Annotated in this window: 14 protein-coding genes; 3 read left to right on the forward strand and 11 right to left on the reverse strand. The window is 72.0% G+C overall.

Going from position 1 to position 15,731, the window contains the following annotated elements; all coding sequences use genetic code 11:
- Window positions 1–67: 67 nt before the first annotated feature.
- A complete protein-coding gene (locus LY13_RS23080) occupies window positions 68–1,285 on the forward strand; it encodes a PQQ-dependent sugar dehydrogenase (RefSeq protein ID WP_253830661.1) in 1,218 nt (405 codons plus the stop codon).
- 269 nt (window positions 1,286–1,554) lie between these two features.
- On the opposite strand, the gene LY13_RS23085 is transcribed toward LY13_RS23080, so the two are convergent.
- The 4 genes from LY13_RS23085 to gatC form a co-directional block, all read right to left on the reverse strand.
- Window positions 1,555–2,076, reverse strand: a complete 522-nt coding sequence (locus LY13_RS23085) for a hypothetical protein (protein ID WP_253830662.1) — start codon at window positions 2,074–2,076, stop codon at window positions 1,555–1,557.
- A gap of 273 nt (window positions 2,077–2,349) precedes the next feature.
- Window positions 2,350–3,855: an Asp-tRNA(Asn)/Glu-tRNA(Gln) amidotransferase subunit GatB gene (gene gatB, locus LY13_RS23090; protein WP_253830663.1), complete on the reverse strand. Its 1,506-nt coding sequence runs from the start codon at window positions 3,853–3,855 to the stop codon at window positions 2,350–2,352.
- Window positions 3,852–5,354 carry an Asp-tRNA(Asn)/Glu-tRNA(Gln) amidotransferase subunit GatA gene (gene gatA, locus LY13_RS23095; protein ID WP_253830664.1) on the reverse strand — a complete coding sequence of 501 codons (1,503 nt, stop codon included), beginning with the start codon at window positions 5,352–5,354 and terminating at the stop codon, window positions 3,852–3,854. Before gatA ends, gatB begins: the two co-directional genes overlap by 4 nt.
- Before the next feature lie 11 nt (window positions 5,355–5,365).
- Window positions 5,366–5,665 carry an Asp-tRNA(Asn)/Glu-tRNA(Gln) amidotransferase subunit GatC gene (gene gatC, locus LY13_RS23100; protein ID WP_253830665.1) on the reverse strand — a complete coding sequence of 100 codons (300 nt, stop codon included), beginning with the start codon at window positions 5,663–5,665 and terminating at the stop codon, window positions 5,366–5,368.
- Between the two features lie 352 nt (window positions 5,666–6,017).
- On the opposite strand from gatC, the gene LY13_RS23105 reads away from it, so the two are divergent.
- On the forward strand, window positions 6,018–6,671 hold the full coding sequence (locus LY13_RS23105) for an ACT domain-containing protein (RefSeq protein WP_253830666.1): 654 nt from the start codon (window positions 6,018–6,020) through the stop codon (window positions 6,669–6,671).
- Window positions 6,672–6,726: 55 nt separating this feature from the next.
- The gene (locus tag LY13_RS23110; RefSeq protein WP_253830667.1) at window positions 6,727–7,578 is read left to right on the forward strand and encodes a hypothetical protein; all 852 of its coding nucleotides are present in this window, start codon (window positions 6,727–6,729) and stop codon (window positions 7,576–7,578) included.
- A 34-nt stretch (window positions 7,579–7,612) separates the two neighbouring features.
- Here the strand turns inward: LY13_RS23110 and LY13_RS23115 are convergent, their stop codons facing one another.
- From LY13_RS23115 to LY13_RS23145, 7 genes are all read right to left on the reverse strand, one after another.
- Window positions 7,613–8,107, reverse strand: coding sequence for a GNAT family N-acetyltransferase (locus tag LY13_RS23115; protein WP_253830668.1), 495 nt, complete (start codon window positions 8,105–8,107; stop codon window positions 7,613–7,615).
- A gap of 102 nt (window positions 8,108–8,209) precedes the next feature.
- Entirely contained in the window at window positions 8,210–8,530 is a 321-nt protein-coding gene (locus LY13_RS23120) for a nucleotidyltransferase family protein (RefSeq protein WP_253830669.1), read from the reverse strand.
- A 46-nt stretch (window positions 8,531–8,576) separates the two neighbouring features.
- On the reverse strand, window positions 8,577–10,703 hold the full coding sequence (gene ligA / locus LY13_RS23125; RefSeq protein WP_253830670.1) for an NAD-dependent DNA ligase LigA: 2,127 nt from the start codon (window positions 10,701–10,703) through the stop codon (window positions 8,577–8,579).
- 64 nt (window positions 10,704–10,767) lie between these two features.
- On the reverse strand, window positions 10,768–13,065 hold the full coding sequence (pucD, locus tag LY13_RS23130; RefSeq protein ID WP_253830671.1) for a xanthine dehydrogenase subunit D: 2,298 nt from the start codon (window positions 13,063–13,065) through the stop codon (window positions 10,768–10,770).
- Window positions 13,062–14,399: an 8-oxoguanine deaminase gene (locus tag LY13_RS23135; protein ID WP_253830672.1), complete on the reverse strand. Its 1,338-nt coding sequence runs from the start codon at window positions 14,397–14,399 to the stop codon at window positions 13,062–13,064. Before LY13_RS23135 ends, pucD begins: the two co-directional genes overlap by 4 nt.
- Entirely contained in the window at window positions 14,396–14,857 is a 462-nt protein-coding gene (locus LY13_RS23140; RefSeq protein ID WP_253830673.1) for a (2Fe-2S)-binding protein, read from the reverse strand. Before LY13_RS23140 ends, LY13_RS23135 begins: the two co-directional genes overlap by 4 nt.
- Window positions 14,848–15,714 carry an FAD binding domain-containing protein gene (locus LY13_RS23145; protein WP_253830674.1) on the reverse strand — a complete coding sequence of 289 codons (867 nt, stop codon included), beginning with the start codon at window positions 15,712–15,714 and terminating at the stop codon, window positions 14,848–14,850. The genes LY13_RS23140 and LY13_RS23145 overlap by 10 nt, the downstream gene beginning before the upstream one ends.
- Window positions 15,715–15,731: the final 17 nt, after the last annotated feature.

Raw genomic sequence — 15,731 nt, forward strand, 5'->3', positions numbered from 1 at the left:
GATTACGTGCCGGGACGCGCGACCCGCTTACTCGAGACTCACGACGTGGCGCCTACTCTCGGAAACCGTGCGCGGTGGACGACTCGGACAGCGACGATGGTCGGTGCCGCTGGTCCTGGCGGTCAGCGGCCTGCTCGTGCTGTCCGGGTGCGCCGACTTCGAGGACGAGGCCTCCGGCGAACGGTGGTCGGCGGCCCCGGAGCTGTCCCCGGAGCGCGGACCGCAGCCGCAGCTGCCGGAGGCCCAGACACCGGACGTGCCGAGCGCTCCCCAACAGCAGCCCACGAAGGTCCCGCCACCGGAAGGCTGCAAGGACTTCGACCAAGCCGTGATCGCGACCTGCCTGGACACCGTGTCGGCGGTGACTCCGCTCCCCGGTGGCGGCCAGGTGATCAGCGCACTCGCGGGTGAGCGGCGTAGCGGGCGGGTGATGCTCGTCGACAGCAACGGCACGGAGGAGCGGTTCGCGAAGCTGGACGTCGCCGCGACCGGGGACGGCGGGCTGACGAGCCTCGCACTGTCGCCGACGTACGCGGAGGACCGCCTCGTCTACGCCTACGTCACGACGCCGGAGGACAACCGGGTCGTGCGGTTCGCGCGCGGTCAGAAGCCCAAGCCCGTGCTCACCGGCATCCCGAAGGGGCCGAACGGCAACGCGGGCGCGCTGTTGGCCACCGTGGACGGGTCGTTGCTCGTCGCCACGGGCAACGCAGGCGACGCGGGGAAGGCCGGCCGTCCGGGCACCCTGTCCGGCAAGGTGCTGCGGATCGACCCGTCCGGCGAGCCCGCGGCCGACAATCCGACGAACGGTTCCCCCGTCCTGGCGTCCGGCCTGACCGTGCCGGGCGGGCTGTGCCAGACGCCCGACGGCTCGCGCACGTGGGTGACCGACCGCGGTGCCGACAAGGACGCGCTGTTCGCCGTGCCCGACGGCGCGGACTCCGACGGGGTGGCCGAGCTGGGCTCGCCCGCGTGGACGTGGCCGGACAAGCCGGGCGTGACCGGCTGCGCCGATTGGACGGACTCGGTCGCCGTGGCGACCTCACGCGGCGAGAACGTGCAGAACCTGCCCCTCACCCAGGACGGCTCCGTCGGCGGAGAACCGCAGGTCACGATGGACGGCGACAACGGGCCGAGTTACGGCAGGCTGGGCTCGCTGTCGCAGGTGTCGGAGAACGTGTCCGTCGCGGGCACCGTCAACAAGGACGGCGGCAAGCCTGGGTCGAGCGACGACCGGGTGGTGCTGATCGTGCGGCAGCCGTCGGGCGGTTCCGGCCGCGACTGATCCGCCCGCGCCCACGCCGAGCCCGTCGCCGGGGTGGCGGCTCGGAGGGCGATCTCCCGGCCCCCGCGAGGCTCGACGACCGGCCCCTCGGAACCGCAACACGGTCCCCTGGACACGCAACACGGTCCCCGCAGACCGCAACACGAGCCCCGGAACCTGCAACACGGCCTCCCGGGCCTGCAACACGGTCTCCCGGAAACGCAACACGGGTGCTGTTGTCGTGGGCGGGTGTCAGCGGGTTGGGCGGGTGTCAGCGGGTTGGGCGGGTGTCAGCGGGTTGGGCGGTTGCGGCGGTCGGGACGTCTGCGGCGGGTTTCGGTGTGGAGCGCTCGGGTGTCGAGTGCCGCGAGGACGGCGGTCGCGACCACGGCGATCCCGCCGAGGTACCGGCCGACGCCGGCGTCGACGGTCACGCCGCCCGCTTCGAGGACGGCGCGTTCCTCGCTGCCGAACTGCCAGTCGGCGAACAGCCAGCCGAGCACGGTGAACAGCAGCGCCAGGCCTGCGCCGATGAGCCACAGCTGGGGCAGGCCGCCCGTGCGCGCGGCGTTGTTCCTGCCGATCGCGGCCACGGTGACGCCGACGGCTGCGACGAGCAGGGGCGGGAACCAGCCGAAGAAGGTCGCCCGCCACACCGACCGGGTGACATCATCGGCGGGCAGTTCGGCGAGCGCCGACCGCACCGCGGGGTCGTCGGAGGACAGCACGGTCCACGGCAGGAACAGGGAGACGACGGCGAGCACCGCGGCCGCGAGCCCGCCGACCTCCCGCCACGACGGCCGAGCAGTCACGAATACACCTTCCAGCTCACTGCCACCTCCTGCCGTTCCGGCCACCGCACCCCATCACCGCGCCAGGCGAGCCGCGTTGCGCCAGAACCACAGCGCCAGGCGAGCCGCCGCTGCGACCGCCCAAGCAACCGGCACCGCCGGGGGTTCTCAGCGGCTTAGTGGCGAGGACAGCGCCGACGTGGTGAATTGGACATTCATGAGGAGGTGATCCCGCAGCCAAGGAGCCCCTGAGGTTCCCCTACCGGCACCGCGAATCAAGCCACATCGGGCTCATCAAGCCCCGACCCTCTCCAAAATCAACTCGCGGACGCGGGCGGCGTCGGCTTGGCCCTTGGTGGCCTTCATGACGGCGCCGACGATGGCGCCTGCGGCCTGTACCTTGCCGCCGCGGATCTTGTCGGCGACGTCGGGCTGGGCGGCGAGGGCTTCGTCGACGGCGGCGAGGAGCGCGGAGTCGTCGGAGACGACCTTGAGGCCGCGCTTCTCGATCACCTGGTCCGGGTCGCCTTCGCCGTCGAGGACGCCGTCGACGACCTGGCGGGCGAGCTTGTTGGTGAGTTCGCCGGAGCCGACGAGTTCGATGACGCGCGCGACCTGCGCCGGGGTGATGGCGACGTCGGCGAGTTCGGTGTCGCGCGACGTGGCCTGCTGGTTGAGGTACTGGACCCACCAGCTGCGGGCGTCGGCCTGGCTCGCGCCTGCGTCGACGGTGGCGGCGACGAGGTCGATGGCGCCGGTGTTGACGAGGTCGCGGAGTTCCTCGTCGGTGAGGTTCCAGTCGTCCTGGATGCGTTTGCGGCGTTCCCACGGCATCTCGGGGATGGTGCCGCGCAGTTGTTCGACCCACTCGCGTGTCGGCGCGATGGGCACGAGGTCGGGTTCGGGGAAGTACCGGTAGTCCTCGGCGGTTTCCTTGGTGCGGCCTGCGGCGGTGGTGCCGTCGGCTTCCTGGAAGTGCCGGGTCTCCTGCTTGATGGATCCACCGTCGGCGAGGATCGCGGCGTGGCGCGTCATCTCGTGGCGCACGGCGCGTTCGACGCTGCGCAGCGAGTTGACGTTCTTCGTCTCGGTGCGGGTGCCGAACTCGCTCGCGCCCTTGGGCATGAGTGAGACGTTGGCGTCGCAGCGCAGGGAGCCCTGGTCCATGCGCACGTCGGAGACGTCCATGGCCCGCAGCAGGTCGCGCAGCGCGGTGACGTAGGCGCGGGCGACCTCGGGGGCACGCTCTCCCATGCCGGTGATGGGTTTGGTGACGATCTCGATGAGAGGCACGCCTGCGCGGTTGTAGTCGAGCAGCGAGTGCTCTGCGCCGTGGATCCGGCCGGTGGCGCCGCCGACGTGCAGCGACTTGCCGGTGTCCTCCTCCATGTGGGCCCGCTCGATGTCGACCCGCACGACCTCGCCGTCGTCGAGCACGACGTCGATGTGCCCGTCGAAGGCGATCGGTTCGTCGTACTGCGAGGTCTGGAAGTTCTTCGGCATGTCCGGGTAGAAGTAGTTCTTCCGGGCGAACCGGCACCATTCGGCGATGTCGCAGTTCAGCGCGAGGCCGATGCGGATGGCCGATTCGACGGCGGTGCCGTTGACGACGGGCAGCGCACCGGGCATGCCGAGGCACACGGGGCACACGTGGGTGTTCGGGTCGCCGCCGAAGGAGTTGGGGCAGCCGCAGAACATCTTCGTGTTGGTGGACAGCTCGACGTGCACTTCGAGGCCGAGCACCGGGTCGTAGCGTTCGACGACCTCGGCGTAGTCCATGAGTTCGACGGTGGTGGTCACTTGGCGGCCTCCAGTTCACCCAGCTTGTCGAGCACCGGGCCGCGCGCCGCCTCGTAGGCGGCGCCGACGCGGTAGAGGCGGTCGTCGGCGAGTGCGGGCGCCATGATCTGCAGCCCGACCGGCAGACCATCCTCGTCGGACAGTCCACTGGGGACGCTCATGGCGGCGTTGCCGGCGAGGTTGGCGGGGATCGAGCAGATGTCGTTGAGGTACATCGCCAGCGGGTCGTCGACCTTCTCGCCGAGCTTGAACGGCGTCACCGGCGTCGTGGGCGACACCAGCACGTCGACCTGCTCGAACGCGGCGGCGAAGTCGCGCGTGATGAGGGTGCGCACCTTCTGGGCCGACCCGTAGTAGGCGTCGTAGTACCCGGAGGAGAGCGCGTACGTGCCGAGCATGACCCGGCGCTTGACCTCGGCGCCGAAGCCTTCCTCGCGCGTCAGCGACATGACCTCCTCGGCGCTGTGCGACCCGTCGTCGGCGACGCGCAGGCCGTAGCGCATGGCGTCGAACCGGGCGAGGTTCGACGAGCACTCGCTCGGCGCGATCAGGTAGTAGGCGGGCAGCGCGTAGGTGAAGTGGGGGCACGAGACCTCGACGACCTCGGCGCCCAGTTCCTTCAGCTGCGCCACGGCGGTCTCGAACGAGCGGAGCACGCCGCCCTGGTAACCCTCGCCCGAGAACTCGCGGACGACGCCGACCGTGACGCCGCTCAGGTCGCCGCGCGCACCCTCGCGGGCCGCGTCGACCACCGCGGGTACCGGCGCGTCGACCGAGGTGGCGTCCATCGGGTCGTGCCCGGCGATGACCTCGTGCAGCAGCGCCGCGTCGAGCACCGTCCGGCCGCAGGGGCCCGCCTGGTCGAGCGACGAGGAGAACGCCACGAGGCCGTAGCGGGACACGCCGCCGTAGGTGGGCTTCACGCCGACGGTCGCCGTCACCGCGGCGGGCTGGCGGATGGAACCGCCGGTGTCGGTGCCGATCGCCAAGGGCGCCTCGTAGGCGGCCAGGGACGCCGACGAACCGCCGCCGGAGCCGCCCGGGATGCGGTCGAGGTCCCACGGGTTGCGGGTCGGGCCGTAGGCCGAGTTCTCGGTGGACGACCCCATCGCGAACTCGTCCATGTTGGTCTTGCCGAGGATCGGGACACCCGCCTCGCGCAGCCGCCGCGTGACGGTCGCGTCGTAGGGCGGCAGCCAGCCCTCGAGGGTCTTCGAACCGCAGGTCGTGGGCACGCCCTTGGTGGTGAGCACGTCCTTGAGCGCCAACGGCACGCCCGCCAACGGCGACGCGGGCCGCTCACCGGCCGCGACGGCGGCGTCGACCGTGCGGGCGGCCTCGAGTGCGCCCTCGGCGTCGACGTGCAGGAACGCGTGCACGTCGCCGTCGACGGCGGCGATGCGGTCGAGGTGGGCCTGCGTCGTCTCGGCTGCCGACACCTCACCGGTGTGGATCTTGTCCGCGAGCTCGGCCGCGGTGAGCCTGGTCAGGTCGCTCACTGTTCCTCCGCTCACTGTTCTTCGCCAAGGATGCGCGGGACGCGGAACCGTCCCTCTTCGGCCGCGGGAGCCCCGGACAGGGCCTCGTCCTGGGACAGCCCCGGACGGACCTCGTCGGGGCGGAAGACGTTGGTCAGCGGCACGGCGTGCGACGTCGGCGGGATGTCGTCGCCCGCCACCTCGCCGACCTCGGCCACCGCGTCCAGGATCTGGTCGAGCTGGCCCGCGAAGGTGTCCAGCTCCTCCTCGGTGACGGCCATCCTGGCCAGTTTCGCGAGGTGCGCGACCTCGTCGCGGGAAATGTTCGACACGCAGCTGACTCCGGTGGGATGTGCTCGGACCGCAGGGCCGCCCGGCGCCTGCGGAGGTCTCCTCTTCTCCCGGAAGTCTATGGCCGCCGCGCCGGGCCGGTGCGGCCGGGCGGGGGTTGCCGTCGAGGCCCCGCGGCGGGCGTGGCGGTGCCTATATTCGCAACGCGTGTTCTGCAACAATCACCGGTCGGCGCACACCCGCCACGGCCGTCGACGGCCGCCGGGAAGGCGCCCGGCCACGACGTGACATGACGTGACGAGACGGCCGTGATGCGCCCCGTGTCCCGCCGGCCACGGCCGTCGACCGGGCGGTGCGCATCCGGTTCTCGCACCCGCTCGAAGGGAGACCGCGGTGTCGTTCCTGATCCGTGTGCAGTTGCCGGACACTCCGGGCATCCTCGGCGCGATCGCCACCGCCCTCGGCACGGTGGGTGCCGACATCCTCAGCGTCGACGTCGTGGAGCGCGGCGGCGGCATCGCCATCGACGACCTCGTGGTGGACCTGCCGTCGGACCGGCTGCCGGACGCGCTGATCACCGCCGCCGAGAGCGTCGACGGTGTCGAGGTGGACGCCGTCCGCCCGTACGCGGGAGTGCTCGACACCCACAGCGAGCTCGAACTCGTCGAGGAGATCGCCGAGCGGCCCGCCCAGGGGTTGACGATCCTCGCCGACGGCGTGCCCCGGATCATGCACGCGGGCTGGTCGGTGATCGTGCAGCACAGCTCGGGTGGGGTGCAGCGGCTCGCGGCGTCGGGAGCCGCCCCGGAGACCCGCATCGGCGACGTGCCGTGGCTGCCGCTCGAACGCGCGACAGTGCTCGACGGCGAGGCGCCGTGGGTGCCCGACACGTGGCGTGAGCTGGGCACGGAGCTGGCGGCGACCCCGCTGGGCAAGCCCGACCTGGTGATGTTGATCGGCCGCCCGGGCGGCCCGATGTTCCGTCCGTCCGAGGTCGCCCGACTCGCGCATCTTGCCGGTATTGTCGCGGTGGTCCTGGACGGCTGAGCCGCACCGGGCCAGCCGCCGAAACCGCTGAGTCTTCGAGGTCGCCGAGCCCACCGTGTCCGTTTCACCCCGCCCCGACCCGTCCCGTCCCGACGACGCCGAGGGAACCGATGGCGTCGACGGCACCAGGGACGTCGACGGCACCGGGGACGTCGACGGCACCGGGGACGTCGACGGCACCGGGGACGTCGACGGCACCGGGGCGGCGGCGGAGGCCGCCGAGGACGGGCGGGCCGAGGACGCGTGGGCCGCGGGAGGACCGGCCGATGAGCCGCAGGTCGCGGAGCGTGCCGAGAGGCAACCGGACGGGGACGGGCAACCCGATCGGGCCGACGAGTTCGAGCGCAAGCTCACCGTCCCGGTGCTCGTCGCGGCGCTGGCGTCGATCCCGGCGGTGTTCCTGACCCGGGCGGGCGGCGCGGCCGCGGCGATCGGGACGGTGCTGAACTGGGCGTCGGTGGCGGTGCTGGTCGGCGAGTCGGTGGTGCTGCTGTGGTTGGAGGGCAGCGTGCGGCGGTGGCTGCGCCGCTACCGCTGGCAACTGCTCGTGGTCGCCGCGGCGGTGCCCGCGGTGGTGTTCGTCATCGGCCCGTTGCAGGTGCTGCGGCTGGTGCTGCTGCTCGGTGGGTTCCACATCCTGCGGGCACGGCGGATCGTGAACGCAGGCCGCGTGGTGGTCGAGCGGCTCGGACTGGGACAGCGCCGGGCACGGTGGGTACTGGCGGGCGTGATCGCCCTCGCCGGCGTGTTCTCGCTGATCGTGCTGGCCGATCCGGAGTCCCGCAGCCGCCACGTGGTCGACTGGTTCGTCGAGCGCATCGGCGTGCCGGGCACCGTGCTGGTCGGCCTCGCCGCGGCGGCGCTCGTCTACGCCGCCGGCCGCCTGCTCACCCGCATCCGCAGCTGACCCGGCCCCGGAGCTGCTCGGCCGTCGCAGCCGTTCAGACGTCCATCGCGAAGCCCCACAGCGGGATGCTCGGGTGTGGTGCCCAGTCGAGTTCCGGTGCGCGGACGAAGCCGAGACGTTCGTAGAGCCGGTGGGCCGTGGTCATGCGGTCACGGCTGGACAGCACCACCCGGGCGATCCGGCGTTCCCGCGCGAGGTCGACCACGGCGCGCGTGAGCTCCTCGCCCACTCCCCTGCCCTGCGCCTGCGGCGACACGGCGAGCATCCGGAACTCCAGTTCGCCGGCGCGCGCCACCTCGGCCTTCGGCGTGCCGGCCTCGGCGACGGTCACCGACCCGAGCACGACGTCGTCACCGTCGGTCGCGACGAGCACCTCGGCAACCTCCGCGCGGCCCGCCACATCCCGCAGCGACGCGGCGTACCCGGCCTCGTCCTCGAGGTGACCGCCCGCCGTGTACGCCTCGACGATCAGATCCCCGATGGCGGCGTACTCGCCGGGCTTCGCGGGCCCCACCCGAACCTCACTCATCGGCGACGACCTCCGCTTCGTCCGTGCCGCTCCGTCGACGGCGAATCTCGTCGACAAGTCGCTCCACGTGGTTGTCCTCGAGACGTTCGGCGTCCGTCCGGCTCACAGCGCCACGGCCTCCGCGTGCGCGGTGACCGAGATGCGATCCCGCAGGAGTTCGTCGCAGACGACGTCGACCCGGACACCGAGAAGTTCACCCAGTTCGTCGCTGATCCCGGCGACAGCCAGGAGCGGATTTCCGGCATCGGGCCCCAGGTCGACGATGATGTCGATGTCGCTGTGGGGACCCGCGTCCCCCCTGGCCACCGAGCCGAACACGCGGGGGTTCGACGCGCCGTACCGGCCCACGACCGCCAACACGTCGTCGCTGCGGAGCCGGAGCATCGCCCGGAGACTCCGTGAGCGTGCCGTGGCCTGTCCCATGAGCACAGAATAGCCGCTCGTCGCGCCGCCACCAGCCACTCGAACCTCACTCATCGGCCGTGACCTCGGCGACCTCGCGGGCCGCGTCGGGGCCCTGTTGCAGCAGCACGGTCAGGCCGTTGTCGTCGAGCACCGGCACCTTGAGCTGCAGGGCCTTGTCGTACTTCGACCCGGGCGCGTCGCCGACGACGACGAACGCCGTCTTCTTCGACACCGACCCGGCTGCCTTGCCGCCGCGGGCCATGATGGCTTCCTTCGCCTCGTCGCGGGAGTAGTTCTCCAGCGATCCGGTGACGACGATCGACAGCCCTTCGAGGTTGCGCGGGATCGAGGTGTCGCGCTCGTCCTCCATGCGCACGCCCGCGGCGCGCCACTTGTCGACGATCTCGCGGTGCCAGTCGACGGCGAACCATTCGCGCACGGCCGCGGCGATGGTCGGGCCCACCCCGTCGACGTCGGCGATCTCCTCCTCGGTCGCCGCGTCGATGGCCTCGACGGAGCCGAACTCGCGGGCCAGCGCCTGCGCCGCGGTCGGCCCGACGTGCCGGATGGACAACCCCACGAGAACCTTCCACAGTGGACGGTCCTTGGCGGCGTCGAGGTTCGCCAGCAGGCGCGCGCCGTTCGCCGACAGCTCACCCGACTTGGTGCGGAACAGATCGACCCGGAGCAGTTTGTCCTCGTCGAGCGAGAACACGTCCCCCTCGTCGGTCAGCACGCCCGACTCCAGCAACGCAGCCGCCGCCTCGTAGCCCAGCACCTCGATGTCGAACGCGCCGCGGCCCGCCAGGTGGAACAGCCGCTCCCGCAACTGTGCCGGGCAGGTGCGCGCGTTGGGGCAACGGATGTCGACGTCGCCCTCCTTCTGGTAGGCCAGCTCGGTGCCGCACTCGGGGCAGTGGTCGGGCATGACGAACGCCCGCTCGTCGCCGGTGCGCACGTCGACGACGGGACCGAGCACCTCGGGGATCACGTCCCCGGCCTTGCGGATCACCACCCGGTCGCCGATGAGCACGCCCTTGCGCTCGACCTCCTCGCGGTTGTGCAGGGTCGCCATCGCGACGGTCGACCCGGCGACCTTCACCGGCTCCATCACCGCGTACGGCGTCACCCGTCCGGTGCGGCCGACGTTGACGCGGATGTCGGTCAGTCGCGTCGTCGCCTCCTCCGGCGGGTACTTGTAGGCGATCGCCCACCGCGGAGCCCGCGCCGTGGTTCCCAGCCTCCGCTGCTGTGCGACGTCGTCGACCTTCACGACCACGCCGTCGATCTCGTGCTCGGCGTCGTGGCGGTGCCCACCCCAGTACTCGACGTGGGCCACGAGCTCCTCGACGTCGTCGATCGTCCTGCTGTGGCTCGACACGGGCAGTCCCCACGCGGCGAGCGCCTCGTACGACTCGGACTGCCGGGCGGGCTCGAACCCCTGCCGCTTGCCGAGGCCGTGGCAGATGAGCCGCAGCGGGCGCGTGCGGGTGACCTTCGGGTCCTTCTGGCGCAGCGAGCCGGCCGCGGCGTTGCGCGGGTTCGCGAACGGCGGTTTGCCCGCGTCGACCAGACCGGCGTTGAGCTCGGCGAACTCCTCGACCCGGAAGTAGATCTCACCGCGGACCTCGACGAGGTCGGGCACGGGGAACTGGTCGGTGCCGGTCAGCTCGTCGGGCACGTCCTGCATGGTGCGCACGTTGAGCGTGACGTCCTCGCCCGTACGCCCGTCACCGCGGGTGAGCGCGCGCGTGAGCCTGCCGTTCTCGTAGAGCAGGTTCACCGCGAGCCCGTCGATCTTCAGCTCGCACAGGTACCGAGCGCGGCCGCCGATCTCCTTCTCCACCCGGTCGACCCACGCGCGCAGCTCGTCGACGTCGAACGCGTTGTCCAGGCTGAGCATGCGTTCGAGGTGGTCGTGGGCGACGAACTCGGTCGAGAACGTGCCGCCGACCTTCTGCGTCGGCGAGTCCGGCGTCGCCAGGCCCGGGTAGTCGGTCTCCAGTTCCTCGAGCCTGCGCAGCATCGTGTCGAACTCACCGTCCGAGATGGTCGGCGAGTCCAGCACGTAGTAACGGAACTGGTGGCCCTTGACCTCCTCGGTCAGCGCCGCGTGCTCCTCGCGCGCGGCGGCGGGCACGTCCTTGATGTCCTCGGCCACGTGGCCGCCCGACAGGTCCTCAGTGCTCACAGCACCTGAGAGTAGTCATCGGGACCGACATTTCGCCGACCCCACTCCTCCCGCGCGGGAACCCTCACACGATGTGGTCCGGGCGCACCGGAACCCTGAGCAGCTCCTTGCCGGTCGCCGCGCGGATGGCGGCGACGATCGCGGGCGTCGACGAGATCGTGGGCGGTTCGCCGACGCCGCGCAGACCGTAGGGGGCGTGCGGGTCGGCGAGTTCGAGCACGTCGATGGTCATCGGCGGCATGTCGAGCACCGTCGGGATGAGGTAGTCGGTGAACGACGGGTTGCGGATCACACCGCCCTCGGTCTGAATCTCCTCCATGACGGCCAGTCCGAGGCCCTGCGCGGAACCACCCTGGATCTGCCCGACGACGGCCTGCGGGTTCAGCGCCGTGCCGACGTCCTGCGCGCAGTCGAGCGACACCACCTTGACGATGCCCAGCTCCACGTCGACGTCGACGACGGCGCGGTGGGCGGCGAACCCGTACTGGACGTGCGCGTTGCCCTGGCCGGTCTCCGGGTCGAGCGCTTCGGTCGGCCGGTGCCGCCATTCGACCGTCTCGTCGAACTCCGCCTCACCCAGAACGTCGACGAGGTCGGCGAGCACCCCGTCGGAGACGGAGGCGAGCTTGCCGCCGTCGAGGTGCAGTTCGGCCGTGGTGCGGGACAGCCTCGTCGCGGCATGCGACAACAACGCGCCGCGCACCTTCAGCGCGGCCGCGCGCACGGCACCGCCGGTCATGTAGGACTGCCGGGACGCCGACGTCGAGCCCGCACTGCCGATCGAGGTGTCCATCGGCAGGATCGTCACCTGGTCGACGCCCAGCTCGGTGCGGATGATCTGCTGCAGGATCGTCACCAGCCCCTGGCCGACCTCGGCGGCCGCGGTCTGCACCGTCACGGCCGGTTCGCCCCCGACCGCGGCCAGCCGCACCCGGGCGGTCGAGTAGTCGTCGAACCCCTCGGAGAAACAGATGTTCTTGATGCCCACGGCGTACCCGACGCCGCGCACGACGCCTTCGCCGTGGGTCGTGTTGGACACGCCGCCGGGCAGCGTGCGCAGATCCGCGGTGCCGCCGGCCGGCGCAGGGTCGGCGGGCAGCGGCATGGCCTCGAGCCGATCCAGCAGCTCGGCCACCGGGGCTGCCGAGTCGACGGTCTGCCCGGTGGGCATGACGGTGCCCTCGCTCATCGCGTTGCGGCGCCGGACCTCGGTGGGCGAGAGCCCGCACGCGTCGGCGAGTTTGTCCATCTGCGACTCGTAACCGAACGCCGCCTGCACCGCGCCGAACCCCCGCATCGCGCCGCACGGCGGGTTGTTCGTGTAGGTGCCCCAGCAGTCGATGCTCACGTTCGGCACGTCGTACGGCCCGACGCCGAGGGTCGCCGCGTTACCCACCACGGCCCCGGTCGACGAGGCGTAGGCGCCGCCGTCGAGGTAGATGCGCGCGGTGACGTGGACGAGCCTGCCGTCGCGCGTGGCGCCGTGTTCGTAGTACATCGTCGCGGGATGCCGGTGCACGTGGCCGTAGAACGACTCCTCGCGGTTGTAGACCATCTTCACCGGTTTGCCGGTGTACAACGCGAGCAGGCTCGCGTGGATCTGCATCGACAGGTCCTCGCGGCCACCGAACGCGCCGCCGACCCCGGCCAGTGTCAGGCGCACCTGCTCCGGCGTGAGGCCGAGCGCGGCGACGATCTGCTGCTGGTCGACGTGCAGCCACTGCGTCGCCACGTACAGGTCCACACCACCGTGGCCGTCGGGCACGGCGAGACCGGATTCGGGCCCGAGGAACGCCTGGTCCTGCATGCCGACCTCGTAGCGCCCGGTGACGATGACGTCGGCCTGCGGGGTCTGCTCGCCGCGCCGGATCGGCGCGTGCCGCACCACGTTCCCGCCGGGGTGCAGCTCCGCCACCTCGCCGTGGACGGCGTCCTCGGCGTCGGTCACCGGGTCGAGCTCGTCGTAGGTGACGTCGATGAGCTTCATCGCCCGCTGCGCGGTCTCCGGATGGTCGGCCGCCACGACGGCCACCGGTTCCCCGCGGTAGCGCACGACGTCGTCGGCGAGCACGGGCTGGTCGGGGTGTTCCAGGCCGTAGCGGTTGAGCCCGGGCACGTCGTCGTGGGTGAGCACGGCGTGCACCCCGGGCACGACCACGGCCGCCGACACATCGACGCCGGTGATCCGCGCGTGCGGGTGCGGGCTGCGCAGCGTGGCGCCCCACAGCATGTCCTCGTGCCACAGGTCGGACGAGTAGGCGAACTCGCCCCGCACCTTCCTGGTGCCGTCCGGGCGGGCCGGGCTGGCGCCGACCCCGTTCGCGGTCGCGGCCGTGGTGCGGCCTTCCACTGTCGACGTCATCGCATCCTCCTGCTCGCGGCACCGAGTTCGGCGGCCACGACGGCCTCGTCGGTGGTGTGCAGCCTGCCGTCGGCGACGACGGTCTCGCCGCCGACCAGCAGCAGCTTCACGTCGGGGGTGGCGCCCAGCACGAGGGCGGCGACCGGATCGTCGATCCCGGCGTAGCGGAGCCCTCCGAGGTCCCACACGGCGAGGTCGGCCAGCTTGCCGGGCTCGAGCGAGCCGAGCTCACCCTCGCGGCCGAGGCAGCGCGCGCCACCCATCGTGGCCATCCACAGCGCCTGCCGGGTGGTCAACGCCTCGGGCCCGCCCTGTTGCCGGGCCTGCAACAGGGCCTGGTGCAGTTCCTCGCCGAGCCCGCCCGACTCGTTCGACGCGGCCCCGTCGACGCCGAGGCCCACCGGCGCGCCCGCGTCGAGCAACGCCCGCGCCGGGGCGATCCCCGTGCCGAGCCTGCCGTTGGACGTCGGGCAGTGCGCCGAGCCGGTGCCGGTCGCCCCCATGCGGCGGACCGCGTCGTCGGCGAGGTGCACGGTGTGGGCCAGCCACACGTCGTCGCCGAGCCAGCCGAGCTTCTCGGCGTACTCCGCGGGCGTGCACCCGAACTCGGCGAGGCACTGCCGCTCCTCGTCGAGCGTCTCGGCCAGGTGGGTGTGCAGCCGGACGCCCTTGCGGCGCGCGAGATCGGCGGCCTCGGTCATGAGCCGCTCGGTGACGGTGAACGGTGAGCACGGGCCGACGGCGATGCGCACGCGCGCGCCGGGCGACGGGTCGTGGTGGGCGTCGACGGCCGCCTCGGTGCCCGCGAGGGCGGCGTCGAGGTCTTCGACGAGGTGGTCCGGCGGCAGGCCACCCTGCGACTCGCCCCGGTCCATCGACCCGCGCACCAGGTGGCCGCGCACACCGATACGGCCGACCGCGGAGACCAGTGCGTCCAGCTGGTCACCGCCGTCGCGCGGGAAGACGTAGTGGTGGTCGGCGACGGTCGTGCACCCGGTGAGCGCCAGCCGAGCCAGGCCCGCCGACGCGGCGGCGTGGGTGATGTCGGCGTCGAGCCGCCCCCACACGGGGTAGAGCTCGACGAGCCACTGGAACAGCGTCGAATCGGCCGCGTAGCCGCGGGTGGCCCACTGGTACAGGTGGTGGTGCGTGTTGACCAGCCCTGGCGTGACGAGGCAGCCGGAGGCGTCGATCCGCGTGCCGGTGTAGTGGTCGGGCGCGGGCCCCTCCCCGACGGCGACCAGGACGTCGCCGTCGACGACGACGTGACCGTTGCGGTACTCGGTGCCCTGGGCGTCGACCGTGGCGATCGCCGCGTTCTCGATGATCCTCATCGCGCATCCGCCGCCGCATGTACCGCGTCGAGGATCTTCTCGTACCCCGTGCAGCGGCACAGGTTTCCCGCCAGCGCTTCGCGGATCTCCTCGTCGCTGGGATCGGGTTCACGGCGCAGCAGGTCGTGCGCGGCGACGACCAGTCCCGGGGTGCAGAATCCGCACTGGACGGCGCCGGAATCCACAAAGGACTGTTGCACCGGGTCGAGCGTGTCGCCGTCGGCGAGCCCTTCGACGGTCCGCACCTCCCGGTCCTCGGCCTGCCCCGCGGCGACGAGACACGCACACGCGGGGACCTCGTCCAGGTACACCGTGCACGAGCCGCATTCGCCCTGCTCGCAGGCGTTCTTCGAACCGGGCAGGCCGAGTCGTTCCCGCAGGACGTACAGCAGGCTCTCGCCTTCCCACACGTCGTCGGCCCTGCGCCGCTCGCCGTTGACGGTCAGGTTCAGGCGCATGCGCGCACACTCCCTCGGTGGTCGTCCCAGGCCCAGGTCAGCGTCCGCCGTGCGAGGACGCCGAGGGCGTGGGTGCGGTACTCGGCTGTGCCGCGGACGTCGTCGATCGGTTCGGTGGCCGCGGCGACGAGCTCGCCGAACCGCCGCTTGAGCGAGTCCAGCAGCGGCGCGTCGGTGCCCCACGGCAGTTCGGCGGCCAGGAACGCCTCGGCGTCCGGCACGCGACGGGGAGTGGGTGCGGCCGAACCGATGGCCGCACCGACGTGGCCGTCGCGGAGGACCAGGGCGAACGAGCACACCGCGATCACCATGGCGTTGCGCGTGCCCACCTTGCTGAACTGCTCCGCGGGAGCCGCCTCGGTGGGCAGATGGACCGCGGTGATCAGCTCGTCGGCCGCGAGGGCGTTGCGCTTCACGCCCGTGTAGAACTCCTCGGCGGGGATCCGCCGCACGCCGCGTACGGACGCGACCTCGATCTCCGCGCCGGCGGCGAGCAGCACCGGATGTGTGTCACCCGCGGGCGAGGCTGCGCCGAGGTTGCCGCCCACCGTGCCGCGGTTGCGGATCTGCGGCGAGCCGACCGTGCGGGAAGCCATCGCCAGGCCGGGAAGCGTGTCGCCGAGCTCGTCGATCAGCCGGGTGTAGGGCACGCCCGCCCCCAGGCGGACGTGCCCCCCGGACGCGGACCAGGTGGCGAGTTCGGCGATCCGCGTCAGATCCAGCAGCGCCTCGGGGCGGCGGTGGTCGTAGTTGAGTTCGACCATCACGTCGGTGCCGCCTGCGAGGGGCACGGCCCCGGGGCGCTCCGCCTTCGCGGCGAGCGCCTCCTCCAGGGTGTCCGGTCGGACGAATTCCACGGCGTCGCTCCCCTGCG

The organism is Prauserella aidingensis, from assembly GCF_024171865.1.
In the GTDB taxonomy this organism is placed as follows: domain Bacteria; phylum Actinomycetota; class Actinomycetes; order Mycobacteriales; family Pseudonocardiaceae; genus Prauserella; species Prauserella aidingensis.